The organism is Flavobacterium xueshanense, from assembly GCF_900112975.1.
In the GTDB taxonomy this organism is placed as follows: domain Bacteria; phylum Bacteroidota; class Bacteroidia; order Flavobacteriales; family Flavobacteriaceae; genus Flavobacterium; species Flavobacterium xueshanense.
This window is the reverse complement of the sequence record NZ_FONQ01000001.1, coordinates 256772-281944: the sequence shown is the minus strand read 5'-3', so window position 1 is coordinate 281944 and position 25173 is coordinate 256772. Positions and strand designations below refer to the sequence as shown.

The 25173-nt window shown below is 36.0% G+C and carries 20 protein-coding genes and 2 tRNA genes; 8 read left to right on the top strand and 14 right to left on the bottom strand.

Features of this window, described 5'->3' with window-relative positions; translation table 11 throughout:
• Positions 1-217: 217 nt before the first annotated feature.
• Both BMZ76_RS01210 and sppA read right to left on the bottom strand, forming a co-directional pair.
• Positions 218-2821, bottom strand: coding sequence for an AsmA family protein (locus tag BMZ76_RS01210; RefSeq protein ID WP_091202751.1), 2604 nt, complete (start codon positions 2819-2821; stop codon positions 218-220).
• Between the two features lie 194 nt (positions 2822-3015).
• Positions 3016-4776, bottom strand: a complete 1761-nt coding sequence (gene sppA / locus BMZ76_RS01205) for a signal peptide peptidase SppA (protein ID WP_091202749.1) — start codon at positions 4774-4776, stop codon at positions 3016-3018.
• Between the two features lie 138 nt (positions 4777-4914).
• Between sppA and folK the strand changes: the two genes are divergently transcribed.
• Positions 4915-6051, top strand: a complete 1137-nt coding sequence (folK, locus tag BMZ76_RS01200) for a 2-amino-4-hydroxy-6-hydroxymethyldihydropteridine diphosphokinase (RefSeq protein ID WP_091202746.1) — start codon at positions 4915-4917, stop codon at positions 6049-6051.
• 18 nt (positions 6052-6069) lie between these two features.
• Here the strand turns inward: folK and BMZ76_RS01195 are convergent, their stop codons facing one another.
• The 3 genes from BMZ76_RS01195 to BMZ76_RS01185 all read right to left on the bottom strand — a co-directional run bounded on the left by BMZ76_RS01195 (position 6070) and on the right by BMZ76_RS01185 (position 9324).
• Positions 6070-8229, bottom strand: a complete 2160-nt coding sequence (locus tag BMZ76_RS01195; protein ID WP_091202743.1) for an Ig-like domain-containing protein — start codon at positions 8227-8229, stop codon at positions 6070-6072.
• Between the two features lie 39 nt (positions 8230-8268).
• The gene (locus BMZ76_RS01190) at positions 8269-8805 is read right to left on the bottom strand and encodes an RNA methyltransferase (RefSeq protein ID WP_091202740.1); all 537 of its coding nucleotides are present in this window, start codon (positions 8803-8805) and stop codon (positions 8269-8271) included.
• A 69-nt stretch (positions 8806-8874) separates the two neighbouring features.
• Complete coding sequence (locus tag BMZ76_RS01185; RefSeq protein WP_091202739.1) at positions 8875-9324, bottom strand: DUF1573 domain-containing protein; 450 nt, start codon at positions 9322-9324, stop codon at positions 8875-8877.
• Positions 9325-9484: 160 nt separating this feature from the next.
• Between BMZ76_RS01185 and mutS the strand changes: the two genes are divergently transcribed.
• The 4 genes from mutS to BMZ76_RS01165 all read left to right on the top strand — a co-directional run bounded on the left by mutS (position 9485) and on the right by BMZ76_RS01165 (position 12928).
• A complete protein-coding gene (mutS, locus tag BMZ76_RS01180; protein WP_167547396.1) occupies positions 9485-12091 on the top strand; it encodes a DNA mismatch repair protein MutS in 2607 nt (868 codons plus the stop codon).
• A 148-nt stretch (positions 12092-12239) separates the two neighbouring features.
• Positions 12240-12312, top strand: a tRNA-Gly gene (locus BMZ76_RS01175).
• 14 nt (positions 12313-12326) lie between these two features.
• A tRNA-Leu gene (locus tag BMZ76_RS01170) sits at positions 12327-12412 on the top strand.
• A gap of 168 nt (positions 12413-12580) precedes the next feature.
• Positions 12581-12928 (top strand): DUF1508 domain-containing protein, encoded by a 348-nt coding sequence (locus BMZ76_RS01165; protein WP_091202737.1) that lies wholly within the window; start codon positions 12581-12583, stop codon positions 12926-12928.
• A 159-nt stretch (positions 12929-13087) separates the two neighbouring features.
• Here the strand turns inward: BMZ76_RS01165 and BMZ76_RS01160 are convergent, their stop codons facing one another.
• From BMZ76_RS01160 to BMZ76_RS01145, 4 genes are all read right to left on the bottom strand, one after another.
• Positions 13088-13321, bottom strand: coding sequence for a PG1828 family lipoprotein (locus BMZ76_RS01160; RefSeq protein WP_091202735.1), 234 nt, complete (start codon positions 13319-13321; stop codon positions 13088-13090).
• A 193-nt stretch (positions 13322-13514) separates the two neighbouring features.
• A complete protein-coding gene (locus BMZ76_RS01155) occupies positions 13515-15689 on the bottom strand; it encodes a S46 family peptidase (RefSeq protein ID WP_091202733.1) in 2175 nt (724 codons plus the stop codon).
• A 23-nt stretch (positions 15690-15712) separates the two neighbouring features.
• Positions 15713-16159, bottom strand: coding sequence for a GNAT family N-acetyltransferase (locus BMZ76_RS01150; protein ID WP_143071036.1), 447 nt, complete (start codon positions 16157-16159; stop codon positions 15713-15715).
• Positions 16152-17387, bottom strand: coding sequence for a 3-deoxy-D-manno-octulosonic acid transferase (locus BMZ76_RS01145; RefSeq protein WP_091202731.1), 1236 nt, complete (start codon positions 17385-17387; stop codon positions 16152-16154). The genes BMZ76_RS01150 and BMZ76_RS01145 overlap by 8 nt, the downstream gene beginning before the upstream one ends.
• Positions 17388-17617: 230 nt before the next feature.
• Between BMZ76_RS01145 and BMZ76_RS01140 the strand changes: the two genes are divergently transcribed.
• Together BMZ76_RS01140 and galE are read left to right on the top strand one after the other, a co-directional pair.
• Positions 17618-18748, top strand: a complete 1131-nt coding sequence (locus tag BMZ76_RS01140; protein WP_091202729.1) for a DegT/DnrJ/EryC1/StrS family aminotransferase — start codon at positions 17618-17620, stop codon at positions 18746-18748.
• Between the two features lie 81 nt (positions 18749-18829).
• The gene (gene galE / locus BMZ76_RS01135; RefSeq protein ID WP_091202726.1) at positions 18830-19843 is read left to right on the top strand and encodes a UDP-glucose 4-epimerase GalE; all 1014 of its coding nucleotides are present in this window, start codon (positions 18830-18832) and stop codon (positions 19841-19843) included.
• A gap of 104 nt (positions 19844-19947) precedes the next feature.
• Here galE and fabD read toward each other — a convergent pair whose 3' ends face one another.
• Positions 19948-20823: an ACP S-malonyltransferase gene (fabD, locus tag BMZ76_RS01130; RefSeq protein ID WP_091202724.1), complete on the bottom strand. Its 876-nt coding sequence runs from the start codon at positions 20821-20823 to the stop codon at positions 19948-19950.
• 184 nt (positions 20824-21007) lie between these two features.
• Here fabD and BMZ76_RS01125 point away from each other — a divergent pair, with 184 nt between their 5' ends.
• Positions 21008-22651, top strand: a complete 1644-nt coding sequence (locus BMZ76_RS01125) for a hypothetical protein (RefSeq protein ID WP_091202721.1) — start codon at positions 21008-21010, stop codon at positions 22649-22651.
• A gap of 39 nt (positions 22652-22690) precedes the next feature.
• Here BMZ76_RS01125 and BMZ76_RS01120 read toward each other — a convergent pair whose 3' ends face one another.
• From BMZ76_RS01120 to BMZ76_RS16340, 4 genes are all read right to left on the bottom strand, one after another.
• Positions 22691-23014: a DUF6370 family protein gene (locus tag BMZ76_RS01120; protein ID WP_091202718.1), complete on the bottom strand. Its 324-nt coding sequence runs from the start codon at positions 23012-23014 to the stop codon at positions 22691-22693.
• 40 nt (positions 23015-23054) lie between these two features.
• Complete coding sequence (locus BMZ76_RS01115; RefSeq protein WP_091202716.1) at positions 23055-23417, bottom strand: DUF983 domain-containing protein; 363 nt, start codon at positions 23415-23417, stop codon at positions 23055-23057.
• A 161-nt stretch (positions 23418-23578) separates the two neighbouring features.
• Complete coding sequence (gene purT / locus BMZ76_RS01110) at positions 23579-24769, bottom strand: formate-dependent phosphoribosylglycinamide formyltransferase (RefSeq protein ID WP_262987271.1); 1191 nt, start codon at positions 24767-24769, stop codon at positions 23579-23581.
• 232 nt (positions 24770-25001) lie between these two features.
• Complete coding sequence (locus BMZ76_RS16340; RefSeq protein ID WP_317615040.1) at positions 25002-25157, bottom strand: VOC family protein; 156 nt, start codon at positions 25155-25157, stop codon at positions 25002-25004.
• Between the last annotated feature and the right edge of the window lie 16 nt (positions 25158-25173).

The window sequence follows — 25173 nt, the reverse complement described above, 5'->3', positions numbered from 1 at the left end:
TTAAAATAAAAATTTTAAAAAAAAGGTCAGGCTGTCCGCTGTATCTTTTACTCCGCTGCGCTTCATAAAAGGATGCCGCTACCATCCTTTGCGCAAGTACAGCTACGCAACAACATCATGCGGGCATAATTACAAACCACAAACAAATGTTACTGGCCAAAAAAAAGAGGAATTCACTCAAGTAAAATTCCTCTTTATTATTTTTTGTAAAGTTGCTTTAGTTTACTTTTATCGTATCTACCGCTTTACTTTTCTTATTAAACAATCCATTTAGTAATTCTGTAGCCTTAGCTCTTACCTCTTCTTTTGTTGCGGGAGTAGCCGCATTCGTGGTGTCACTGGGTTTCTTATTTTTATTGATATAATCCGTCAAAGCCGAAGTTCCTTGTTTTACTAATCTGTCTTTTTGTTGGTTTACTAATTGAGTAGTCAATTTAGTCACCGCACTATTGATGTCGGTTGTGATTTTTGGATTCGTAAAATTACCCACTAATACAGCATTTATCGGAAAGCTTTCTAATTTTGCAGCATCGGCAGCAGATAATTTTGCGATTAAAGCATTCATCTCTGAACCCAAATACTTAGCGGGAACATCAAATTTTAGGTTGTAATTCATGCTTTGGTCAAAACCATGCATTCCTCCAACAGTTGCTTTGATGTCTTTGTATTTAATATCAAATGGTTTTACATTTACTTTTCCATCTTTGAACGTGATTGCCGCTTTCAAATCATTCAAATTAATTTTACTCACATCAATAAATTTCAAATTAGAACCTAGAGCGGTCAGTAAAGTCGAATTGGTCGAATTGACTGTCGTTGAAAGCAGTTGTCCTAATAAATCTCCGGTTAGCGTTTCTAGGTCAGGAGTTAATTCTGTTGCATCCAGATTTCCATTCAATTTGATACTTGAATTTAATTTTCCATTGATTATTCCGGCGATTGGTGCAATTTTTTTTAGCATATTTAATTGGGTGAACGATTGTGCAATATCGACTTGATTTAGTTTCAAATCCATATTGAATACCGGCGTTTTTCCTTTTGTGGAAACAGCACCATTTACGCCAATTGTTCCTCCAAAAATCGATGTTTTTACATTTTCTAAAGTCACTTTTTCGTCTTTCACGATGAGTTTTCCCGAAACATCTTTAAGAGTCAGATTATCATATAGAACTGTAGTTGCTTTTGCGGTAAGCGTACAATTTAAAAAAGCAGGAATCTTCATTGCGTCTGCTTTTTTAGTCCCAACTTTAGTAGTTTCACCAGTTGTCATAAAATCATCAACGGCTAATTGTTTAGAATTCATATTGAAGTTTCCTTTCAATTCTTGGTTTCTAAATATAAAACCGTAAAAATTCTCTAAAACTCCCGTTACACTAATGTCACTTTTTCCTGTGGTTGCATTCAACTCTTTCAAATTGACCTGACTAGGATTAAATTGAACCAGCGCATTGCTGATATTCATTGTTTTGCCGTTTTCGTCCACGTAGTTGAAACCAGACAAACTTATCGTTCCTGCATTGTTGATATTTTGATATTGACTTTTTTCCACCGATTCCATATCAAATTTAGTAGTGACATCAGCATTTAAAATCCCCGTCAATGGTTTGTATAACTTTATAGGATAGGCCTTAGAAAGATTGGCTAAATTGATAGTTCCTTTTAAAACGGCATCAACAATTGCATTTTTTGTTATGTTGCGGATGTTGGCTTTAGCATTGAAAACATCTTGGTCAATTTTGAAAGAGAGCTTGTCCAAATTGACATACGTGTCATTTAGAATTCCTGTTTCGTTGATGATTTTAGTGTCAATAATGATATTTTGAACTGTTTTCGGTAAGTTAGGATACTTAAAGGAAGCGTTATTGGATGTAATTTCAACATTAAATTTTGGCACCGTTGTATCAGTATAGAAGCCTTTTGCAAAACCCATTACAGTAAAATCCCCGGTTGTTTTAACGTTGTCTAAACTCGCGGCATACACTGCAGGAATAATTCCTAAGAAGTTTTTGAAAGAAGAGGTAGGCGTTTTAAATTTCAAATCATACTGTTGACCAGCCTCCACCATTTGAATAAATCCATCAAATTCCAACGGTAATTGATTGATTAATGCCTTGTTTTCTTTGAAGGTGTATTTACTTTTTTCTAAATCAATTCCTAGAACTGCGTCCAGCGTCAAGGCAATATCTTTCATGTAATTGACTTTGTTGATGTCCAACGTAATTTTGGCAGTTGACTTGGTAACTAAATCCAGTTTTTGTGCTGCAAAATCTCCTACGCCTTCATGATTAATGCTGTCAATAACCATTTTGATTTTAGATTTTTCGTCAAAGTAGCGAAACTTGTAATTCTCAATTTTATAATTCTTTATCTTCAATGATAAAGGTTCGCTTTTGCCGCCCTTTTCATTTTCTTTATTTTTTATTGCGATGTCGTAATTCCCGATTCCGTTTTTATTGAAAATGATATTGATTAATCCATTTTTTGAAGTAATTCCATCAATATTGATGGCTTCCTCTTTACCTTTGAATAATTCTTTGATGGACATTTTCAGATCTACTTCACCTAATGATATCAGAGTATCGCCTTCAAAAGGTGCTTTATTTATAATTACTAATTGATCTAAAGAAACATTCGCACTGGGAAAACTTTTGATTAAACTTAAATCAACATCCGAAAAAGTAACTTTTGCATCCACTTTTTCATTGATAGCTTCGGCAATTTTAGCTTTTATCTGATCCTCAAAAAAGTAAGGAATAGCAAATAAAGCAACTAAGAATAGGATAATCAGGACTCCAATAATTTTTAAAATTGTTTTTAGCATAATTTGATCGTCTTTAGATTTATAATTTAGGCAAAAATGATTCCTTCTATCCACAAAAATAGGGGATTATAATTAAGTAGTCTACATTCATTTCACAAATAGCAGCACGCTTCATTATAGTATGCATTTTTGATTTAAAAAAAATCCGTTCAAATTATTATCTGAACGGATTTTCATCGGATATTTTTAAAAAATTAATTGATATTGATTTCAAACGGAATGATGGCTTGAATTCCTTTTCGTGCTTGCAGTTTTTTTATTTCCTGCATAATACGGTAATTTTCTTCCCCAATTTCTTCTTTTATGAAATCAGCTTTCGATTTTGCAAAAGGAAGATTAGCTAAAAGATCATCAAAATTCTTCTCATATTCTGGATAATTTTGGGTGCTGTAGCTTTTTACTTTTGCCAAAGAAGCGGCTTTTGCAACAGCATCATCTAAACCTCCAATTTTATCTACAAGTCCAATTTTCAAAGCTTCAGAACCAGTCCAAACTCTGCCTTGCGCAATAGCATCCACTTGTGCAAATGTCATTTTTCGACCTTGAGCTACATGTGTCACAAAAGTTTTGTAAATGTGCTCCACACCTTCTAATGTAACGGCTTTGAATTTCTCATCGATTGGCACAAATGGACTGTAATTAGCGGAATTTTCATGCGTTTTAACTTGTTCCGTGTAGATTCCTATTTTAGTAGCCAATGGTGTAAAGTTTGGCAATATTCCAAAAACACCAATAGAACCGGTAATTGTATTTTCTTCGGCAAAAATAGTGTTGGCATTACAAGCGATGTAGTATCCGCCCGAAGCCGCATAATTCCCCATAGAAACTACTACGGGTTTTACTTTTTTAGTCAATTCAATTTCTCTCCAAATCAAATCGGAGGTTAACGCGCTTCCACCCGGACTGTCAATGCGAAGTACAATCGCTTTTACATTTTTGTTTTTTCTGGCTTCTTGCAACGAGCGTCGCATAGAACCTTCTCCAATAACGTTTACATCACCTTCGCCTCCCAGAATTTCTCCTTGGGCATAAATAATGGCAATTTCGTCTTTACTGTCGAAAGATTGCGATGTAGTAGCTACTTTTTGAGCATAATCTACAACAGCTACTTTATTGTAATCTTCGTCATTACTTACTTTAAGCGCTTTTTTTATCGCGTTATGATACACATCTTCATAAGCAATGATGTCAACTAATTTTTGAGATTTTGCCATTTCTGGAGTTCGAGCAAGAAGTCCGTTTGCAATTTGATTCAATTGAGCTACCGATATGTTTCTGCTTTTGGAAATGTCAGCGGTAATGGAACTCCAAACTGAATTTAATAAGGCGGTCGTTTGTTCTCTGTTGGCATCGCTCATTTTATTTTCTAAAAAGGGCTCAACGGCACTTTTGTATTTTCCGTGACGGATTACTTCCATTTTCAATCCTGATTTTTCCTGAAAATCCTTAAAGAACATAATTTCAGATGATAATCCCTTGAAATCCATTTCTCCAACAGGATTTATATAAATTGGACTGGCAACAGAATTTAGATAATATTCTTTCTGAGAATACGAATTGGCATAAGCCATAACGAATTTTCCTGATTTTTTAAAGCTTTCCAACGCATCTCTTAAGGCTTTGCTTTGCGCCATACCTAATGACGAAGCATTGTTTAATATTGAAATACCTTTGATGTCATTGTCCGTTTTGGCTTCTTCAATGGCATTAATAATGTCTGACAGACCTACTTTTTTGTTTTCTGAAAAGATAGTCATCCACGGATCTTTATATTTTCCGGCATAATCATTTCTTATGTCTTCCAAGTCCAATTCGATAACCGAATTGCTTTTTACCGTTACACCTTCAGATTCGCCGCCAAATATAGCCCCTATAAGGATGACTCCAAAAAAGAATAACATGAAAAAAACAAAAATACCTACAAGTGTCGCTAATACATTCCCTAAAAATTTCATAATTATATTTTTTTAATATGTCGCAAAAAACGTAGAAATGTTACAAACAATTGGTTAGAATTTCCAAGTTTAATTATCAACACAGGATGCAAATATATTGCTAATTCTAAAATTCTTTTAGTTAATTTGCAATCAATTATGAAATCACAACATCAGGTCATTTTATCGATAGGAAGCAATCAAGGCAATCGTTTGGAAAACATCGAGCGTTGTTTAAAATTGATACATCAAGAAATTGGCACTGTAATCAAAGTTTCCAGATTATATGAGTCTCCGGCTTGGGGTTTTGAAAGTGATGCTTTTTATAATTGTGCGCTGGTTTTACACACATTTACGTCAGCACATAAAATTCTGGCTCAAGTTTTAAAAATCGAAAAGCGTTTGGGTCGCTTGCGAAATAAAACTCAAGAATACCAATCGCGCACGATTGACATTGATTTAATTGCTTTCGATTCAGAAATTATTGCTACCGAAAAACTCCAAATTCCGCATCCTCTAATGCAAAATAGGAATTTTGTTTTGCTACCAATTCAGGATTTGAATTTAGATTGGAAACATCCCATTCTTCAAAAAAATATTTCGGAATTATTGGTATTGTCGCCGGATGAAAGTGTTTGTACGATTGTTCAGAATTTGGTAAATCCATTGCAGAGTATTCCGTTGGAGCAATTTAATTATGTTGCTTTTGAAGGGAATATTGGCGCGGGAAAAACAACTTTGGCTACAAAAATTTCCGAGGATTTTAATGCGAAAACAGTATTGGAACGTTTTGCCGATAATCCATTTTTACCCAAATTTTACAAAGATCAAAATCGATATGCGTTTCCACTGGAAATGTCATTTTTGGCTGACCGATACCAGCAATTATCAGATGATTTGGCGCAATTTGATTTGTTCAAAGACTTTCTGGTTGCCGATTACCATATTTTTAAGTCTTTGATTTTTGCCAAAATAACTTTGGCCGAAGACGAGTATCGTTTGTACCGCAACCTGTTTGATATTATTTACAGAGAAATGCCAAAACCGGATTTGTATATTTATTTGTACCAAAATTCAGAAAGGTTGCTGCAAAATATTAAGAAACGCGGCAGAAGCTACGAACAAAAAATTCCAGCCGAATATTTGGACAAAATCAATAGCGGTTATTTGGATTATATTAAATCACAAACCGATTTAAATGTTCTGATTATTGATGTTTCTGATAGGGATTTTGTAAAAAATCAAGAAGATTATCTTTATATTTTAGATGAAATTCAAAAGAAGATTAAGTTTTAGAATTTGAAGTTTTATAAATTATCTTTTGAGGGAAAAATGACCCCTTTTTTCAGGACTTCCCGCATCAATTTTTAATACATACCAATAATCCGAAGCGGGTAACAGTTTCTTATTAAAAGTTCCGTCCCAAGAGGGTTTAGCTGCGTTTAATTTCATGATTAAGTTACCATACCGGTTAAAGATGGTTACTTCTGCCTCAGGATAATTTATCAGCCCTTTTATTTCCCATACGTCATTGTAAGAATCGTTGTTTGGCGTAAAAAACTTTGGCGCTGTCAATATTGTAAATGCTGCACTATCAATTCCGCACGAATTTATTTCTCTTGCATACGCGGTTTGCAAACCGCTCGTTACATTAAAAAATACATTTGAACTTTGATAAGTAGTCCCGTCAACAGAATATTCAAAATAGTCTTTTGTGTTTTTTAAATAAATTATAACCGTTGTTTCGTTGACGTCGATTCTATCGATCTCTGGCGTATCATGTTCAGCTACAGTGATTTTTTTGGTACTGCTACAGCTGGCGCTATTTGTTATTTTTACGCTATAAGTATTAGGAGTTGTAACCTGAATTGTCTTTGTGGTTTCACCGGTGGACCATGAATAAGTCATGTTAGGGATTGCTGCATCAAGAGTTAAGCTGCCGGAATTACAAAGTATTAATTCTTGGTCAGTAACTACCGGAGGATCGTAAATTATAATGTCAACAGCAATCCGATTCCCATTAGTACATCCGTTATTTATAGCTTCTGCGTAATAGGTTGTGTTTTGAGTGCTATTTGGAACATTTAAACTTGTTCCGGTTCCTAAAATTGCGTCTCCGGTTAAACTTGAATACCAGTTTATATTTCCAATATCAGTGGTCGCTTGAAGTGTTACAGCACCTGCTCCACATCTTGAAACTGTCGTATTGGTTGATGTTATGGTAGGAATTTTATTAATGGTGGCTATAACTGCAGTTCTGTTTGTAAGACAGCCGGCATCAACATAATAAGTTGTTGTTGTGTTTAAAAAGGAGGATGTGTAAGTATTTCCAGTTGCTAATAAAGTTCCGCCACTTGCCGCATCATACCAATTTACGGTTCCAGCAGAGGTAGTTGCTTGAAGTGTAACAGTACCTGAATCACATCTTGACGCAGGTGTTGTTGATGTAATTTGAGGAATTGTTATTGTGGTACTAGCTGAAATTTCAAGAATTGGGTCATCAGGCATACCGCCGTATTCCACAATATATCCTTTGGGTTGATAATTTCCGTTTGCATCGCCATTCAATTGTAAATCATTCCACGATCCCGGTGTTCCAGCACCTGGTGCAGTAATGTGCGCATAGTGCTCTACACCGTTGCTATTGTTTGGTTCTCCAATATTCCAAAAAGAAAAAGTAGGGCTTGATCCATTGATGGCTCCATTCCAAAACGTCACTCTGTCAACAGCGGGTCCTGTTACCCATTTCCAAACACCTTCTGTTTCTGTATCGCTACCACCAATCCATCCCGCACCAGGAGCTTGTTTTCCTGCTAATTGTGCTTCATCAGAGGCGGTGATTGTTGCTAAATATCCTTGAAGTCCAAAATACTCGCTCGTTTCAGCTGCTGCTTTTGCCGCATTCCAATTAATGCCTATGTTTGAAATATATTGGTAATAATGACCGTTTCTGGGTAAGTAATTAGCTTGTCCAAGAGTGATTGAAAAGTTTCTGATGCCAGATGGAGTAGCAGCGGAATTACTGAAAGCAACATCTTTTATAGCTTTTACAAAGTCAGTATATAGTACTTGTGTTCCTGGAATTATATTGGATAATTTTAGTTTTCCTTCAAGAGGAGTCCATTCTGAGGCAATAGTGGGATGGAGTGCAAGATTGTTTAATCTAAGTTCGTCCTGCCCATTAACATAACCTGAAGAAATTTGAATGTAAATTGCTTCAGTTTCGGTGTCAGTGGCATTTGCGCCAGTTATGTTTACGTCTGTCACTATTTTTAGTGAAGTTTGTGGGCAGTAATTTTGATTGCCTGTGGCGGTGATTCTTGGAGCATTAGCTGTAACAGATGATTTTAATGTTTCTTTTGGAGTGACAATGCTGTTTTTATTTAGGTTGCAAAAAGGAATGGCGGAATGAGTAGCCATTGGTGCAAATAATAAAAAAGCTATTGTTATTATCAAGAAAGTATTAATTCTCATACGATACGGTATTGCGGTCCCTATTTTTTTTAAAATCTTTTATTTTGGCCAATTCATTTTTTGAAATAAATCCCATACCACAATTCCTGCACTTACGGAAATATTCAAAGAATGTTTGGTGCCTAATTGTGGAATTTCGATACAACCATCACACAATGCAACTGCTTCCTGCGAAACACCGTAAACTTCATTTCCAAAAACTAAAGCATATTTCTTTCCTTTTTCAACTTCAAAATTTTGAAGAAAAACGGCACTTTCTACTTGTTCTATGGCCAGAGTCATTACATTTTCCGCTTTTAATTTTTCGATAACCTCAAGAACATTTTCCTGATGTTCCCAAGTTACTGTTTCTGTTGCGCCAAGTGCTGTTTTATGAATTTCCTTGTTGGGAGGCGTGGCTGTAATACCGCATAAATATATTTTTTCAATTAGAAACGCATCGGCAGTTCTAAAAACGGAGCCAATATTATGTAAACTGCGAATATCATCTAATACCAAAATAAGTGGTGTTTTTTCAGATTTTTTAAAAGCTTCAATGGATTTTCGTTCCAGTTCGCTGTTTTCAAGCTTTCTCATACTTTGTAAATTATTCAAAAAAAAAGCTTCCGAAGTTAATGGAAGCTTTTTTGTGTATTTAGTTAAAATTTAGCTTTTTGAAGTGCCAGCAGCTAAAACATTTCCTTTTATTGTAAGTGTTTTACTTGGTACAACTGCATTAGTTGTCAAGGTTACTGTTTTTGTAAATGCTTGACCCGCTCTTGACGTGTCATATTTTACCCCAATAACACCTTTTGCACCTGGAGCAATTGGCTCTTTTGGATACGTTGGTACAGTACAACCACAAGAACCTTGAGCATTAGTTATGATCAATGGCTTGTTACCGTTATTAGTGAACACAAATTCACGACGACCGTCAGAGTTGTATGCAACATTACCGTAGTCAATAGTTTCTGTAACGAAAACCATTCCAGCGCCATTTACCTTAGCAGTGGCTACTTTAGTATTTGTTGCTTTTAATTTTTTTGATGTTTCCTGCGCATTAGAAGTAGCAGCTCCTAAAACAACTAGCATGGCTAGAGCAATTATTTTTTTCATGTGTGTTTAATTTTAAAAAGATTCACAAATCTATATAAAAATTAGAATCTACGCCTTAATTTTTTCTTAAAAAAATAGTTTAATTTTTTGAAGTGGTGACATATTTATTTAAAAATCGATAAATTCGCCCAGTATTTTTAATTTTTCAAACATTAAACCATTGGCATCTAAAGATAAAATAGTTAAGGAAACACCGTTAATGAAACAATACAATGAGATCAAAAGGAAGTATCCTGATGCTTGTCTTTTGTTTCGTGTGGGCGATTTTTATGAGACATTTGGAGAAGATGCTGTACGTGCCTCTAAAATATTAGGAATTGTATTAACGAAGCGTGGAGCGGGTTCTGAGACAGAAACTGCACTTGCCGGTTTTCCGCATCACTCCTTGAATACGTATTTGCCCAAATTAGTTAAAGCAGGTCTTCGTGTGGCAATTTGTGATCAGCTTGAAGATCCAAAAATGACTAAAACCATCGTAAAGCGTGGTGTTACAGAACTGGTAACTCCGGGGGTTTCCATGAACGATGAGGTTTTGCAGTCGAAAACTAATAATTTCTTGGCTTCCATTTTTTTTGCCAATAAATCTATAGGAATTTCCTTTCTGGATGTTTCCACCGGAGAATTTTTAACGGCGCAAGGAAACGCCGAATATATTGATAAGTTGCTGCAGAATTTTAATCCCAGTGAAGTTCTGATTCCAAAAAATAATAAGAGTGATTTCCGGGAAATTTTCGGAGACGATTATCACAGTTTTTATCTGGAGGATTGGATTTATAAAGAAGATTATGCATTCGAAACCTTAACCAAGCATTTTCAGACGATTTCGTTGAAAGGCTTTGGAATCGAAGAATTGAAAGAAGGAATTATTGCCTCGGGAGCCATTTTGTATTATTTGTCCGAAACACAGCACAATAAAGTACAACATATCACAGCGATTCAGCGTATTGCAGAAGATGCTTACGTTTGGATGGACCGGTTTACCATTCGCAACCTGGAGTTGTATCACAGTTACATTCCAAACGCGGTTACGCTGCTGGATGTGATTGATAAAACGCTTTCGCCAATGGGTGGTCGTTTGTTGAAACGTTGGCTCGCGTTACCGTTAAAAGACAGTCAAAAAATACAGAGTCGGCACCAAGTGGTTTCTTATTTAAAAGAGAACCAAAGCGTTTTAAAAAACATTCAAAATCAAATCAAGCAAATTTCTGATTTGGAACGTTTGATTTCGAAAATTGCAGCTGGAAAAGTATCGCCTCGCGAAGTGGTTTATCTAAAAGAATCGTTAGATGCTATTATTCCGATAAAAACCTTGGCATTAGAAAGTCCGCAAGAAGCAGTAAAAGTTATTGGAGACAGTTTGCACAGTTGCGAATTGCTTCGGGAGAAAATAAAAACGGTTTTAAATCAAGATGCGCCTGTGGCTATTGCCAAAGGGAATGCGATTGCCAAGGGAATCAATGCCGAATTAGATGATTTACGAGCGATATCTACTTCCGGGAAGGAATTCTTGGAAGGAATTGAGAAACGAGAATCACAACTAACTGGAATATCCTCTTTGAAAATTTCCTTTAATAATGTTTTTGGATATTACATCGAAGTTAGGAATATGCACAAGGATAAAGTTCCGACTGAATGGATTCGAAAACAAACTTTGGTCAATGCAGAACGCTATATCACCGAGGAATTAAAAGAATACGAAACTAAAATTTTGGGTGCCGAAGAGAAAATTCATAAAATAGAAGTAGAGTTATTCGAACAATTAGTCAATTGGATTGCCACGTATATTAAACCCGTTCAAATGAATGCTAATCTGATAGCCCAGTTGGATTGTTTGTGTTCTTTTACCCAATTGGCTATCGAAAATAAATATGTTTGTCCAGAACTAGACGAAACATTCGAATTGGAAATTAAAAACGGAAGGCATCCTGTTATCGAAAAACAATTACCGGTTGGCATGCCTTATATTGCCAATGATGTGTTCTTGGATCGTGAAACGCAACAATTGATTATGATCACGGGGCCTAATATGTCTGGAAAGTCGGCTATTTTGCGTCAAACTGCATTAATTGTGCTCTTGTGCCAAATGGGGAGTTTTGTCCCTGCTGATAGTGTGAGAATGGGAATTGTCGATAAAATATTTACCAGAGTAGGAGCCAGTGATAATATTTCGATGGGAGAATCTACTTTTATGGTTGAAATGAATGAAACAGCCTCCATCTTAAACAATATTTCCGATAGAAGTTTGGTGCTGTTGGATGAAATTGGAAGAGGAACGAGTACCTATGACGGAATTTCAATCGCCTGGGCAATCGCAGAGTTCTTACACGAACATCCTTCAAAACCCAAAACATTATTCGCAACGCATTATCATGAGCTGAATGAAATGAGTGAATCACTACCAAGAATTCAGAATTATAATGTGGCTGTCAAAGAATTGAAAGATACGGTGCTTTTTATTCGAAAATTAGTAAAAGGAGGAAGTGCCCATAGTTTTGGAATACATGTGGCAAAAATGGCCGGAATGCCTCAAATCGTCATTTTGAAAGCGCAAAAACTATTAAAAAAATTAGAAAAAAATCATTCCAGTGATGCGCTGAACGGAATTAAAGCTGCAAAGGAGGAAATGCAAATGAGTTTCTTTAATCTTGATGATCCTTTATTGGAGGAAATCAAAGAAGAGATCTTAAATCTGGATATCAATACCATTACACCTATGGAAGCGCTGATGAAACTCAATGAAATTAAAAGAATGTTGACCAGAAAATAGTTTTGCAAGTTTTAAAGTAGACGTTATCAGAAGGTTAAGATTTATGTGTAATTTTTTTGTAAAAAAGGCTTGTGTAATTCAATAAATGTCCTAAATTTGCATCCGCAATACAGAATAAGTATCGCGGTTCTTTCTAAAAATTGAAAATGCGAAAATAGCTCAGTTGGTAGAGCGCGACCTTGCCAAGGTCGAGGTCGCGGGTTCGAGCCCCGTTTTTCGCTCGACACCACATAATGCTCGGATGGTGAAATTGGTAGACACGCTGGACTTAAAATCCAGTGAACAGCAATGTTCGTGCGGGTTCAAGTCCCGCTCTGAGTACTAAAAAAGCTTCAAACTATGTTTGGAGCTTTTTTTATTTTATAATAAATCCATTTAAAATTTTACGACACTTATATAATCACTTAAAGTTGTATTGTTTTTTGATGCAGGGTTAAAATCGTCATTGTATGATTAGTTTTAATGTTACAATTTATTTCAAAATAAGTTATGGGTGCGTTTGTAATTAGTAAAAGATATAATGACGAATATAAGTTTGTTTTTACTTCCAGAAAGGGAAAGGTTGTTTTTACAAGCTTAAGTTATGAACTGAAATTTGAGTGTGAAGAAGATATTGAAAGGTTTAAGGCAGATATTGAATCGGCTAACTTTTTAAAGTTTAAGTCTTCCAGTGGGAAGTTTTACTTTAAATTGATGTTGGGAGGCAATCATTTTGCAACAAGCAGAAAATATACTACTTCATTGCGTTTGCAAAAAGGAATTGATGAAATTGTACGCTATGGATCACTATCCGAAACATTAGACTTTTCATCAAATGATTTTGTTTTTATCGATTGAATCTTTTAAATAAAGACATAAAAAAAGAGAGTCTCGGCTAGTTGCTAAGACTCTCTTTTTGCTTTTGAAAATCTGTTTCTCGAAAGTACAGGTTTTACAAATTAAAAAAGCCATCTCGCATAGCGGATGGCTTTAAAATTTTTAGAATTTAAGTTCTAATTATTTTTTTACTTCAGCAGCAGCATCAGTTGCAACAGCAGCAGCGTCAGTAGCAGCAGCAGCAGCAGAATCAACAACTTGAGCAGCAGAATCAACTACCATAGCAGCAGAATCAACTACCATAGCAGCAGAATCAACAGCAGTTGCAGAATCCTCAGCAGGAGCGTCAGCTTTTTTACATGATACAACAGTCAATACAGCAACAGCAGCTAAACTTAAAAATACTTTTTTCATCTTAATTTAATATAAAAGGTTAATTATTAATTCGTGGCAAAGATATAAATTTTTTAATATGTAAAATATTTTTTTATTTTTTTTTTAAAAAATAATATTTTTTGTCAACGCTGATACAAAGCTCAATTATTGTGCCAGTTAGAACAAATAATCAATAAATGAATAATATCGTTCTCTTACGCCTCTTTTTTGACTATTTTTGTTTTAAGTTTTTCTTTTTCAGGGATTTACTTTTCTTTGGGTGAACTAGTTTTAATTCGCTGATTAAGTTTGTTGCCCCGGCATATTTATCCATAATAAACAAGATATAGCGTACATCGACCATTATATTTCTACAAATACTTGGATCATAGTAAAGGTCACTCATTGTTCCTTCCCAAACCCTGTCAAAATTAAGGCCCACTAAGTTTCCTTGAGCGTCAATTGCTGGGCTTCCTGAATTACCGCCAGTAGTGTGATTTGTACCAATAAAGCAAACAGGCATTTTGCCATTTACTCCATACGGTCCATAATCTTTGGTGTTGTATAAGTCCACTAATTTTTTAGGAACATCAAATTCATAATCCCCGGGGATGTATTTTTCCATAACGCCGTCTAAATACGTTATTGGAGTATAAACGGTAGCATCTTTTGGTTCATATCCTTTTACTTTTCCGTAAGTTACTCGTAAAGTACTGTTGGCATCAGGAAAAATGCGGCTTTCTGTATTCAATTCTAATTGGGCTTTCATATATGTGCGTTGCAACGCAGTTATAGTTAAGTTGATTTCGTCGTATTTTGGTGCAACTTCTTTCAAATATTTATCGGCTAATTCTTTTACAAACAGGAAACCGGGATCATTATTTAAATTCGTTAAAACAGTTCGGGTATCACCAGACAGCAATTGTTTTAGGCCAGCATAATTTTGAAGTTTGGATTTTGTATATATTTCCGAAGCCAAATTTTTTGCATTCACTTTTGCCAAACTTTGTGGTAAAAATTGCTTTGGAGATTTTGTCGCATACAATTCAATCAATTGCTCAAAAACTTTTTCATCAACAGTTGCATTGAAATTTTTATAAAAATCAGCCAATGCGGTTATTAAATTGTTTTTTCGGTCTGTGAAGGATTGTTCCCCTTTTGCTTTAAAAACTTGTTCCAATTGGTACAACTTGTAACCCGTACTGAGCAATTCGGTATTACGCAATACCACTTCCGTGAAATATTCTCTTGATACGGCATAAGGAGCGATTTCTGCGTAATTTTTGTCAAAATCAGCCAACAGCGTTCCATATTCTTTTTCTTTGCCCGCTTTTACTATTTTTTGCTGAAAAGCCTTTTCAGTTTCTCTTTTTACGGCAACAGCATTTGATTTTTTTAATCCTTGAGTTTCGCCAATCCATTTTTTCCAATAATTGGCAATACTCGCATATTTTGAAGCATACTGAATTTTAATGGCATTGTCTTTTCGCATAAAACCATCGGCAACTTTCAGGGCTTTGTCCCTGATTTCGATTTTTGCAGGATTCAGTTCGTTTACAATTTGTTCAATCGCAACCGAAGGTAAATATTCGCTTGTTTTTCCCGGATATCCAAAAACCAATGTAAAATCATCTTCAGCTACGCCATCCAGTGAAATAGGCAAGAAATGTTTGGGAGTGTAAGGCACATTGTCTTTTGAATAGGCAGCTGGGCGATTGTTTTTGTCAGCATAAATTCTAAATAAAGAAAAATCTCCGGTATGACGCGGCCAAACCCAGTTATCAGTATCAGAACCAAATTTCCCGATAGAGGAAGGCGGAGCACCAACTAAACGCACATCAGTAAAGGTTTCCGTTACAAATAGCATGTATTGATTGCCTTCGTAAAAGGTACGGATTTTGTTTTCCTGCCAACTTTCCTTTGGCAACGAGCTGGATAATGCTGTAATATTTTCTTGAATTTTCTTTTGTTTTTCGGCTTCGTTGCTCATGGAAGCAGTTCCGTCCAAAACTAAAGTGGTTACATCTTCAATTTTTACCATAAAAGTCACAGTCAAACCTTCGTTTGGCAGTTCTTCTTCCATTTTGTAAGCCCAAAAACCATCTGTCAGATAATCATGGTCTACGGTGGAATGCGATTGAATTTGTGAAAACCCGCAATGATGATTGGTCAGGATCAGTCCTTTTGGGGAAATAACTTCTGAGGTACAGCCCCCGTTAAAATGTGGAACCGCATCTTTCATGCTCGACTGATTTACATCATAAATGTCTTTTACGGACATTTTCATGCCCAGATTTTTCATTTCGGTTTCATTCATTCCTTTCAGCAGCGAAGGAATCCACATCCCGCCTTGCTGGGCTTGTAGCTGAATGACAAATAGTAATAGGAATAATTTTAAAAATTTCATGGTATTAAATTTAGAGTGTAATTTTAGTTGATTTTGTATTTCATTAATTGCCTTTTGTGTGAGTCAAAACCGTTGGCAAGATACAATTTTTGTGCATTTTCATTGTGCGGTTCCACTTCCAGATAAATCAGTTTTAACGATAGTTTGTGACTTTCGGTTTTAATAAACGCAATAGTTTCGCTGCCAATTCCTTTTCCCCTTGCTTTTTCGATTATATACAATTCATCTAAAAAACCTATTCTTCCTTGGTATTCAAAACTAAAAATAAAGGTTAGAATTAGATATCCTACAATTTCGTTGTCGGATACAATCAGCCAAGCTTTTCCCAGATTTTCATTGGAAATAAATTCTTGAAACAAAGCTTTGGAAAAGTCAACGGAAATGGGATAATCATCAATTGTATAGAATTCCTGCATCATGGAGACGATGGTTTCGATATCAGGAGCAGCCAGAGGTTTAAATTCAATCATGCAGAATATTTTTTAAAATGATGGCAGTGGCGCCTTTGTTCATTTGTACAAAAGTGCTGCACATGTGTCCTTTTTCATTTCGGATGTCAGCATTGCGTATTAGGTTTTCAAGGGCTTCGTCCAATTCTTTTTGATTGGCAACCGCAACACAGGCATCCATATTTACCAGCGCGATTGCTTCTGCAAAATGGGAATAGTTGGGTCCAATAATGATTGGAACACCAAAAGTTGCCGGCTCTAATACATTGTGAACTCCGGGATTTCCAAAACCACCACCCACATAGGCGATGTCCGCATAACTGTAGATTTTTGTCAAAATGCCAATCGTGTCAATGATAAATACATCGAAATCAGCGAGATTCTGTTCTTCTTTTTCAGAGAATAAAACAGTTTTTTTGGTGATGCTGTTTTTTAACTGTTGAATTTGTTCTTCCTTTATATTATGTGGCGCAATTATAAACTTGATGTTTAAAGTATTCGAATCAATAAAATTCACTATCAAATCTTCATCTTTTGGCCACGAACTTCCCACTACAATAGTGATTGTGTTGTTTTTAAAATCAGAGATAAAATCCAGCGAATTATCTTTTTCTAAAATTGTGGCCACGCGATCAAATCGGGTGTCGCCGGAAACAGCAACGTCTGTTTTGCCTAACTGCTGCAGTAATTTTTTTGAAGTTTCATTTTGAACAAAAAAGTACGTGAACGCATCCAGCGCTTCTCGGTAAAAACCGCCATACCATTTGAAAAACAGTTGATTTTTTCTAAGAATTCCAGAAACCAAATAGGTTTTGATGTTTAATTTTTTGAGTTCCGCTAAATAGTTAGGCCAGTATTCATATTTAATGAAAAACACTAAATCAGGATGTACAAGTTTCAAAAATTGTTGTGCATTTTTCTTGCTATCTAGTGGCAAATACACCGTAACATCAGCAACGGTATTGTTTTTACGGACTTCATAACCCGAAGGAGAGAAAAAAGTTAGCACGATTTTGTGCGCAGGAAACTGCTCTTTTATTTTTTCAATCACGGGTAAGCCTTGCTCGTACTCGCCCAAGGAAGCTGCATGAAACCAGATTGTTTTGTCGGTAGGTTTTATTTTTTGTTCCAAAACAAGAAAAACTACTTTTCGGCCTTCCACAAAAAGTTTCGTTTTTGGACTGAAAAAAGCTATGATTTCCAATAAAAATCCAGCAAATAGAACCATTAAATTATAGAGAAAAAGCATCATTAAAATTTTGGGGCTAAAATACGTTTTCTTTATATGAATTTCTTCCGCAGCAATATTTAAATTTTAGTTGTCAGGATCTCCCTATTTTATTTCATTGGAATATTATCTTTTTTTACTGTGGGTTGCATTGGTTTCAACTCATAAATAACTATTTTTGTTCTTCGTTTTAAGAAAGTATTTACGGTTTTTAGAAACGGTAATCTTTCGAACATTAAACAAAAATTGCAATGAAAAAAATCCAAATGGTTGACTTGAAAAGTCAATATGAAAAAATAAAAGACAGCGTTAACGTTTATATTCAGGAAGTTTTAGATACGAACACTTATATTAATGGACCTCAAGTTCATCAGTTTCAAAAATCATTAGAAGAATATCTTGACGTAAAACACGTAATTCCGTGTGCCAACGGAACCGATGCGTTACAAATTGCCATGATGGGACTGGATTTAAAACCCGGTGATGAGGTAATTACTGCTGATTTTACTTTTGCCGCGACAGTGGAAGTTATTGCTTTATTGCAATTGACACCCGTTTTAGTTGATGTGGATATGTTTAATATGAATATTTCCATTGAAGGAATTAAAAAAGCGATTACGCCAAAAACAAAAGCGATTGTGCCGGTACATTTGTTTGGTCGTGCCGCCAATATGGAAGCTATAATGGCAATTGCTAAAGAATACAAATTATATGTTATAGAAGATAATGCGCAAGCGATTGGTGCCAACTGTAAATTTTCGGATGGCACTAAAAAGAAAGCGGGAACGATTGGACACGTGGGAGCGACTTCATTTTTTCCTTCTAAAAATCTTGGATGTTATGGAGACGGTGGAGCGATTTTTACCAATGATGATGCTTTGGCGCACAAACTTCGCGGAATTGTAAATCACGGAATGTATGAGCGATACCACCATGATGTAGTAGGTGTAAATTCGCGTTTAGACAGTATTCAGGCAGCAGTTTTGAATGCAAAATTACCTTTATTAGACGAGTATAGTAAAGCCAGACAAGATGCAGCCAGAAAATATTCAACTGCTTTTGAAGGGCATAAAAATATAGTTGCACCAAGTATTTGTTCCATTTGTGACTGTCACGTTTTTCATCAGTATACGCTGCGAATCATTGATGCAGATAGAAATGGCTTGATGCAACATTTATTGGATAAAGGAATTCCTTGTGCTATTTATTACCCAATTCCGTTGCATTCGCAAAAAGCTTACGCGGATTCCCGTTACAAAGAAGAAAATTTTCCCGTAACCAATCAATTAGTAACGGAAGTGCTTTCGTTGCCGATGCACACCGAATTAGATGACGAGCAAATTAAGTTTATCACAGATTCGGTTTTAGAATATTTAGGATAATTTTAAAAAAGACGCAATTTATCGCGTCTTTTTTATAAACGGTAGGACGTACTAAATCGCGTTTGTACAAAATAAGAAATCATGAAAATATTAGTCACAGGTGGTTTGGGTTTCATAGGATCGCATACTGTAGTAGAATTGCAAAACGAAGGATATGAAGTTATCGTTGTCGATAATTTATCAAATACTTCCTTGAGCGTTTTGGACGGAATTCAGAATATTACGGGAAAAATTCCGGCTTTCGAAAAATTAGATTTGCGCGAAAAAGAAAAAGTGCAGGATTTTTTCAAAAGGCATCATGATATTTTAGGTGTCATTCATTTTGCAGCTTCAAAAGCAGTGGGCGAAAGTGTTGAAAATCCGTTGTTGTATTATGAAAATAATATCAATGCCTTGGTTTATGTTTTGCAGGAATTGCAGCAAAAACCGGAAGCAAATTTCATTTTCAGTTCGTCTTGCACGGTTTATGGTCAGGCCGAAAGTATGCCAATTACTGAAAATGCTTCAATTCAAACCGCGATGTCACCTTATGGAAACACAAAGCAAATAGGAGAGGAAATCATTACCGATACGACCAAGGTGACTAATATTAATGCCATTTTGTTGCGTTATTTTAATCCAATTGGGGCGCATCCTTCAACTGAAATTGGGGAATTGCCTATTGGAGTTCCTCAAAATTTAGTGCCGTTTATTACGCAAACTGGTTTTGGATTGCGAAAAGAACTTTCGGTTTATGGAGATGATTATCCAACTCCGGATGGTACGGCAGTTCGTGATTATATTCACGTAGTCGATTTGGCGAAAGCCCATGTAATCGCTTTGCAACGTTTATTGAATAAAAAAAATACGGCCAAAGTAGAAACGTTTAATCTGGGAACCGGGACGGGTAGCTCGGTTTTAGAAGTCATTCATACTTTCGAAAAAGTGAGCGGTAAAAAACTGCCCTACAAAATTGTAGGTCGTAGAGAAGGAGATATAACTTCGGCTTACGCCAATACCGATAAAGCGAACGATATTTTGGGATGGAAAGCACAATCTACGCTCGAGGAAGCGATGGCAAGTGCTTGGAAATGGGAACAGAAGATTCGTTCATAGAATAATCCGTGTTCCGTTTTTAGTATTCAATCTAAAAATAGAATCCCAAATTATCGTGATGATAATTTGGGATTTTTATTTTCTAGATACTTAGGGACTATTAATTAAGCATTCGCAGTCCTTGCTTCTTTATCTATTTTTCCAATCAACCCGGCTAGTACTTTTCCAGGACCTACTTCGGTAAATAAAGTTGCTCCGTCTAATATCATTTGTTGCACAGATTGTGTCCATTTTACGGGAGCAGTCAATTGAATAATTAAATTTTTCTTGATTTTGTTTGGGTCAGAAACGGCACTTGCTGTTACATTTTGGTACACTGGACAAATAGGAGTTGAGAACGTCGTTGCTTCTATAGCAGCGGCTAGTTCTTCACGAGCCGGTTCCATCATTGGAGAGTGAAAAGCACCGCCAACAGGCAACAATAATGCACGTTTTGCACCAGCGGCTTTCATCGCTTCACACGCTTTTTCTACTGCTGATGTTTCTCCAGAAATTACTAATTGTCCCGGGCAGTTATAATTTGCAGCTACTACAATTCCGTCAATCGAAGCACAAACTTCTTCTACAATGTTGTCAGCCAATCCTAAAACGGCGGCCATTGTTGAGGGTTTTATTTCGCAGGCTTTTTGCATTGCCAAAGCTCGTTGTGAAACCAGTTTCAAGCCGTCTTCAAAAGATAAAGTACCATTAGCTACTAAAGCTGAAAATTCACCCAATGAATGCCCCGCTACCATTTCTGGTTTGAAATCCTCCCCTAATGTTTTTGCTAAAATCACCGAATGCAGGAAAACGGCTGGTTGTGTCACCTTAGTTTCTTTCAATTCCTCGGCTGTTCCTTCAAACATGATGTCTGTGATGCGAAAACCTAAAATATCATTGGCTTTTTCGAATAATTCTTTTGCGAGAGCGGAATTTTCATATAAGTCTTTACCCATTCCTGTGAATTGCGCGCCTTGACCTGGAAATACGTATGCTTTCATGTGTTTATTTTAAAGATTGAAAAAAATTAAAGACTGAAAAATAAATTTCAATCGGAATGCAAAAATACTATTTTTTGCGGTATTGTAAATAGGGTTGTTGTTTTCTTTAAAATTGACACTTTTATTAGTGTAACATTTAGAAGTATTAAAGACTAATATCAAACATATCAAAGATTTAAATATTATGAAAAAAATATTCTCAATTATTTTCCTGCTCTTTTTTGGTTTTTTCTTGTTGTACAACAATCTCCCCGTAATCAATTATGGATTTACTGGTTTTGCTTTTATTTTATTACTGTTGTTAGTGATAGGAATCTTATTTTCTGTTGGTTTGACTATTTCTCAGCAAACAAAGCAAGTCAAGATTGTTTCCAAGCCTAACAAGATTTTGTTTGTTTTGGCAGGAGTGCTTTTATTGTATTGTATTGCGCTACCTTTTGTGACCAGCTTAAAAATGTTTAGAAGCGACTCGTATCAAAAATTAATAGGCGAGGTTAAAAACGGCCAAAAAATAACCAATCACATTGCTCCAATTTCTATTGATAAAATCCGTGTGGTCGATGAGGAACTAGCCCATCTTTTGGGAGAGAAAATTTTAGGTTCGCAACCCGCTTTGGGGAGCCAAGTAGAATTAGGGGATTTTTGTATACAGAAAGTAAATAATAACCTGTACTGGGTTGCTCCATTATTGCATTCGGGTTTTTTGAAATGGTTTAACAACCAAGAGGGAACTGCGGGATATGTTATGGTTTCTGCAACCAATGAACGTGATGTGAAATTAGTTCAGAGTGTAGGAGGGAAGAACATTAAGATTAAATACCAGCAAGGCGCTTACTTCCAAAGTGACATTCACAGACACGTTTATTTTAATGGAAATGCTACTGTTGGTCTGGCTGATTTTAGTTTTGAGATTGATGATGCTGGAAATCCGTTTTGGATTGTCACTAAATATGTGAAAAAAATTGGTTTTTCAGGAAAAGACGCTGTAGGTGTCGTAGTGGTTGATGCACAATCTGGAGCAATAAACGAATATTCAATTGCTAAAACACCAAAATGGGTGGATCGAATTCAGCCTTTGGATTTTATAGAAAATCAGTTGAATGATTGGGGTGAATATGTTCACGGCTATTGGAATTTTTCTAATCAGGATAAACTTCAAATTACAGAAGGAATGACATTGGTATATGGAAAAGACAATAAATCCTATTGGTACACAGGATTGACTTCTGTTGGGAAAGAAGAATCTGCAGTTGGTTTTGTTTTGGTGGACACCAGAACCAAAGAAACTACTTTTTACAAACAAAGTGGCGCGACGGAATATGCGGCTCAAAGTTCGGCACAAGGGAAAGTTCAGGAAAAAGGATATAAAGCATCTTTGCCTATTCCTTATAATATCAATAACATTCCCACGTATGTGATGACGCTTAAAGATAACGGTGGATTGGTTAAAATGTTTGCGATGGTTGCCATTTCAGATTATACGATTGTTGGCGTAGGTAATACGATGCGAGAAACCTTGACTTCGTTTAAAAACGTATATAATATGGCGGATAATAAAATAAACCCGAATAGTGTGTCCAATAAAAAATCGCTGAAATCAGTTGTAACCCGAATACAGAATGATGTAAAAAACGGGAATAGTTTTTATTATTTTAAAGTCAAAGATTATCCTAATATATTTGTGGGTTCTTCACAAATATCCAATCAATTGCCGGTAACAATTGTAGGCGATAGTATAAATATTTCTTTTGATGTAGATTTGGAAGAAGTAATTGATATTTCGAGTTTTGAGAATATCAATCTGAAAGCAACCATGAAATCGAAATAACTAAAAAAGGGCTCAAAGAATTCTCTTTAAGCCCTTTTTTTATTTTTTGGGTAGTAATTTAAATGAGGTGACTTTGAATTTATTGTCCACCACTTTACCAACGACTTCCGCTTTTCTTATCGCAGCACAAAAGCCTTCACTGGCATGCGCATCACCATGGGAGTCGATAGAACTTCCGTCAACGAAATAGGATTTTCCGTCAATGCGAACGGCTAATTCACAACCATGACCTTCCATTCCAAACTGGCATTGCCCGCATGAAGCTTCGACAATTTGGGGTTTTGGCTCTTCTTTTTTATCTTTATCCTGAGCACTTACAAGTGTTGCCGAGAACAAAATAGCTAAGTATAGTATCTTTTTCATAAATGATTAAATTTTTACTTCAGCTAAGATACTGGTTTTTTTACATCGAATAATTTTTAAACATGTAAATCCACAATAATCTGGAAAGACGAATATTAAGAGAAGCCATGGCGATAATCACAATAGCAATAATTGGAATGATTCTTAAATCGAAAGTTTTGGTAAAGAAAAATTGGGCAATAACATAGGTAACAATTCCTTGGGCTACTGTTAAACCATAATTTACATACATAGCTCCAAAAAAGTAGCCTGGTTCTTTTTCGAATTTATAATTACAATGAGAACAATATTCGTTCATTTTTGGAAATCCAAAATTGAAAAATATACTTTTTTCATTGAAAACTTTGCCTTTAAGGCAATGAGGGCAATCATTATTCAGGATGTGTACAATAGAATTTGACATCGTCATTATTTTTTTCAAAGGTATTTAAAGGTTTAGGAAGAACTTTCGAATGTTTAGGCGATAATTCACATGATGATAAAAGGGAACGCTGATAACACTGATTTAGCGGATTTTTTTTTCACCTTGTTTTCGATGTAATATTGGAAGTTTATTAAATGTAATTACGAATGCACGGTAATCAACCTTGCTGCATTTTTTGCTTTTTCTACTACTTCTTCAATTGCAGTTTCTACGGTATCACTCACTAAAGCCACTGCCATTCTACGGTATGGTCTTGAAGTTGGTTTGCCAAAGATTCTAAAATCGGTTTTAGGTAGAGCCGCAATTTTTTCGATTCCGGAGTAGGTTGGATTTGTGGAGTTTTCCGAAGCTAAAATGACTGCACTGGCTCCCGCTTTTTCTAATGTAATTTCGAAAATAGGCAAACTTAAAATAGCGCGTAAATGCAATTCAAATTCGTTGAAGTTTTGTGTTCCGGCTAATGTTACCATTCCGGTATCATGCGGACGAGGCGATAATTCTGAGAAATAAACGCCGTCATCAGCCAAGAAAAATTCGACTCCAAAAAGTCCTGCGCCGCCCAAAGCTTCGGTTACTTTTTCGGCCATGTCTTGCGCTTCGTATAAATTATTGTCGGAAATTCTCGCGGGTTGCCAGCTTTCTTGATAATCGCCACGCTCTTGGCGGTGACCAATTGGTGCACAAAACAATGTTGGATTATCGTTTTGAACAACAGTCAATAAAGTAATCTCCGAATTGAATTTGACAAACGATTCTACAATCACTTCTACGACATCTCCACGCGAACCTTCCACAGCGTACTTCCATGCTTTTTCAATATCGGCTTCGGTTTTTATAGTGGATTGTCCTTTTCCGGAGGAAGACATTAATGGTTTTACTACGCAAGGCATTCCAACGGCTTCAACGCCTTTTTGTAATTCCTCAGCAGTTGTGGCGTAACGGTACTTCGCGGTTTTTAATCCTAATTCTTTAGATGCTAAATCACGGATTGCTTTCCTATTCATCGTGAAGTTTGCCGCTTTCGCAGAAGGAACTACGGTAATTCCTTGCTTTTCATAGTCATAAAAACGCTCGGTTCTGATGGCTTCTATTTCTGGAACAATAAAATCAGGTTTATGTTTGGCGACGATTCGGTCTAGGGCTTCTCCGTCGAGCATATTGATTACTTCAAAATCATGGGCAACTTGCATGGCGGGAGCATTTTCGTAACTGTCCACTGCAATTACAATTTGCCCGATGCGTTGTGCAGCGATTGTAAATTCCTTTCCTAATTCGCCTGAGCCAAGAAGTAGTATTTTCATATTTTGAAGTCTTAATTGGAATGTAAAAATACTAAATTGCTTTTTTATCACTGCAGATTTGCTACAAACTTTGCCCGAAAGTCAATAGATTATTATCTGGGTCTAATATCGAAAATTCCTTTTGTCCCCAAGGTTTTATTTGCAAAGGACCATTGGGATGCATGGCGACGCCGTTGTTCAAGAAGTTGCTATAAACGGTTTCGATATCCTGCACCCGAATGTAAACTTGGCCGTAATTTTCAGCAGGATTAATTGTGGAAAATTAAAAAAAATGAATTTCAATCGTGTCTTTTTGCACCATCAAATACCCGTTAAAGTCCGCATTACCCAATTCCTGAAAACCTAATTGAGTGATATAGAAATCCCTTGTAATCGCTTTGTTACGCATGGGTAATTTTGGGTTGATGGCGGTGAGCATGGTGGTTTGGGTTTGA

What these genes read in the sequence shown, in the direction of transcription:
- BMZ76_RS01210 (WP_091202751.1), bottom strand. Translation starts at nt 2,821, where the DNA reads ATGCTAAAAACAATTTTAAAAATTATTGGAGTCCTGATTATCCTATTC.
- sppA (WP_091202749.1), bottom strand. Translation starts at nt 4,776, where the DNA reads ATGAAATTTTTAGGGAATGTATTAGCGACACTTGTAGGTATTTTTGTT.
- folK (WP_091202746.1), top strand. Translation starts at nt 4,915, where the DNA reads ATGAAATCACAACATCAGGTCATTTTATCGATAGGAAGCAATCAAGGC.
- BMZ76_RS01195 (WP_091202743.1), bottom strand. Translation starts at nt 8,229, where the DNA reads ATGAGAATTAATACTTTCTTGATAATAACAATAGCTTTTTTATTATTT.
- BMZ76_RS01190 (WP_091202740.1), bottom strand. Translation starts at nt 8,805, where the DNA reads ATGAGAAAGCTTGAAAACAGCGAACTGGAACGAAAATCCATTGAAGCT.
- BMZ76_RS01185 (WP_091202739.1), bottom strand. Translation starts at nt 9,324, where the DNA reads ATGAAAAAAATAATTGCTCTAGCCATGCTAGTTGTTTTAGGAGCTGCT.
- BMZ76_RS01165 (WP_091202737.1), top strand. Translation starts at nt 12,581, where the DNA reads ATGGGTGCGTTTGTAATTAGTAAAAGATATAATGACGAATATAAGTTT.
- BMZ76_RS01160 (WP_091202735.1), bottom strand. Translation starts at nt 13,321, where the DNA reads ATGAAAAAAGTATTTTTAAGTTTAGCTGCTGTTGCTGTATTGACTGTT.
- BMZ76_RS01155 (WP_091202733.1), bottom strand. Translation starts at nt 15,689, where the DNA reads ATGAAATTTTTAAAATTATTCCTATTACTATTTGTCATTCAGCTACAA.
- BMZ76_RS01150 (WP_143071036.1), bottom strand. Translation starts at nt 16,159, where the DNA reads ATGATTGAATTTAAACCTCTGGCTGCTCCTGATATCGAAACCATCGTC.
- BMZ76_RS01145 (WP_091202731.1), bottom strand. Translation starts at nt 17,387, where the DNA reads ATGCTTTTTCTCTATAATTTAATGGTTCTATTTGCTGGATTTTTATTG.
- BMZ76_RS01140 (WP_091202729.1), top strand. Translation starts at nt 17,618, where the DNA reads ATGAAAAAAATCCAAATGGTTGACTTGAAAAGTCAATATGAAAAAATA.
- galE (WP_091202726.1), top strand. Translation starts at nt 18,830, where the DNA reads ATGAAAATATTAGTCACAGGTGGTTTGGGTTTCATAGGATCGCATACT.
- fabD (WP_091202724.1), bottom strand. Translation starts at nt 20,823, where the DNA reads ATGAAAGCATACGTATTTCCAGGTCAAGGCGCGCAATTCACAGGAATG.
- BMZ76_RS01125 (WP_091202721.1), top strand. Translation starts at nt 21,008, where the DNA reads ATGAAAAAAATATTCTCAATTATTTTCCTGCTCTTTTTTGGTTTTTTC.
- BMZ76_RS01120 (WP_091202718.1), bottom strand. Translation starts at nt 23,014, where the DNA reads ATGAAAAAGATACTATACTTAGCTATTTTGTTCTCGGCAACACTTGTA.
- BMZ76_RS01115 (WP_091202716.1), bottom strand. Translation starts at nt 23,417, where the DNA reads ATGTCAAATTCTATTGTACACATCCTGAATAATGATTGCCCTCATTGC.
- BMZ76_RS16340 (WP_317615040.1), bottom strand. Translation starts at nt 25,157, where the DNA reads ATGCTCACCGCCATCAACCCAAAATTACCCATGCGTAACAAAGCGATT.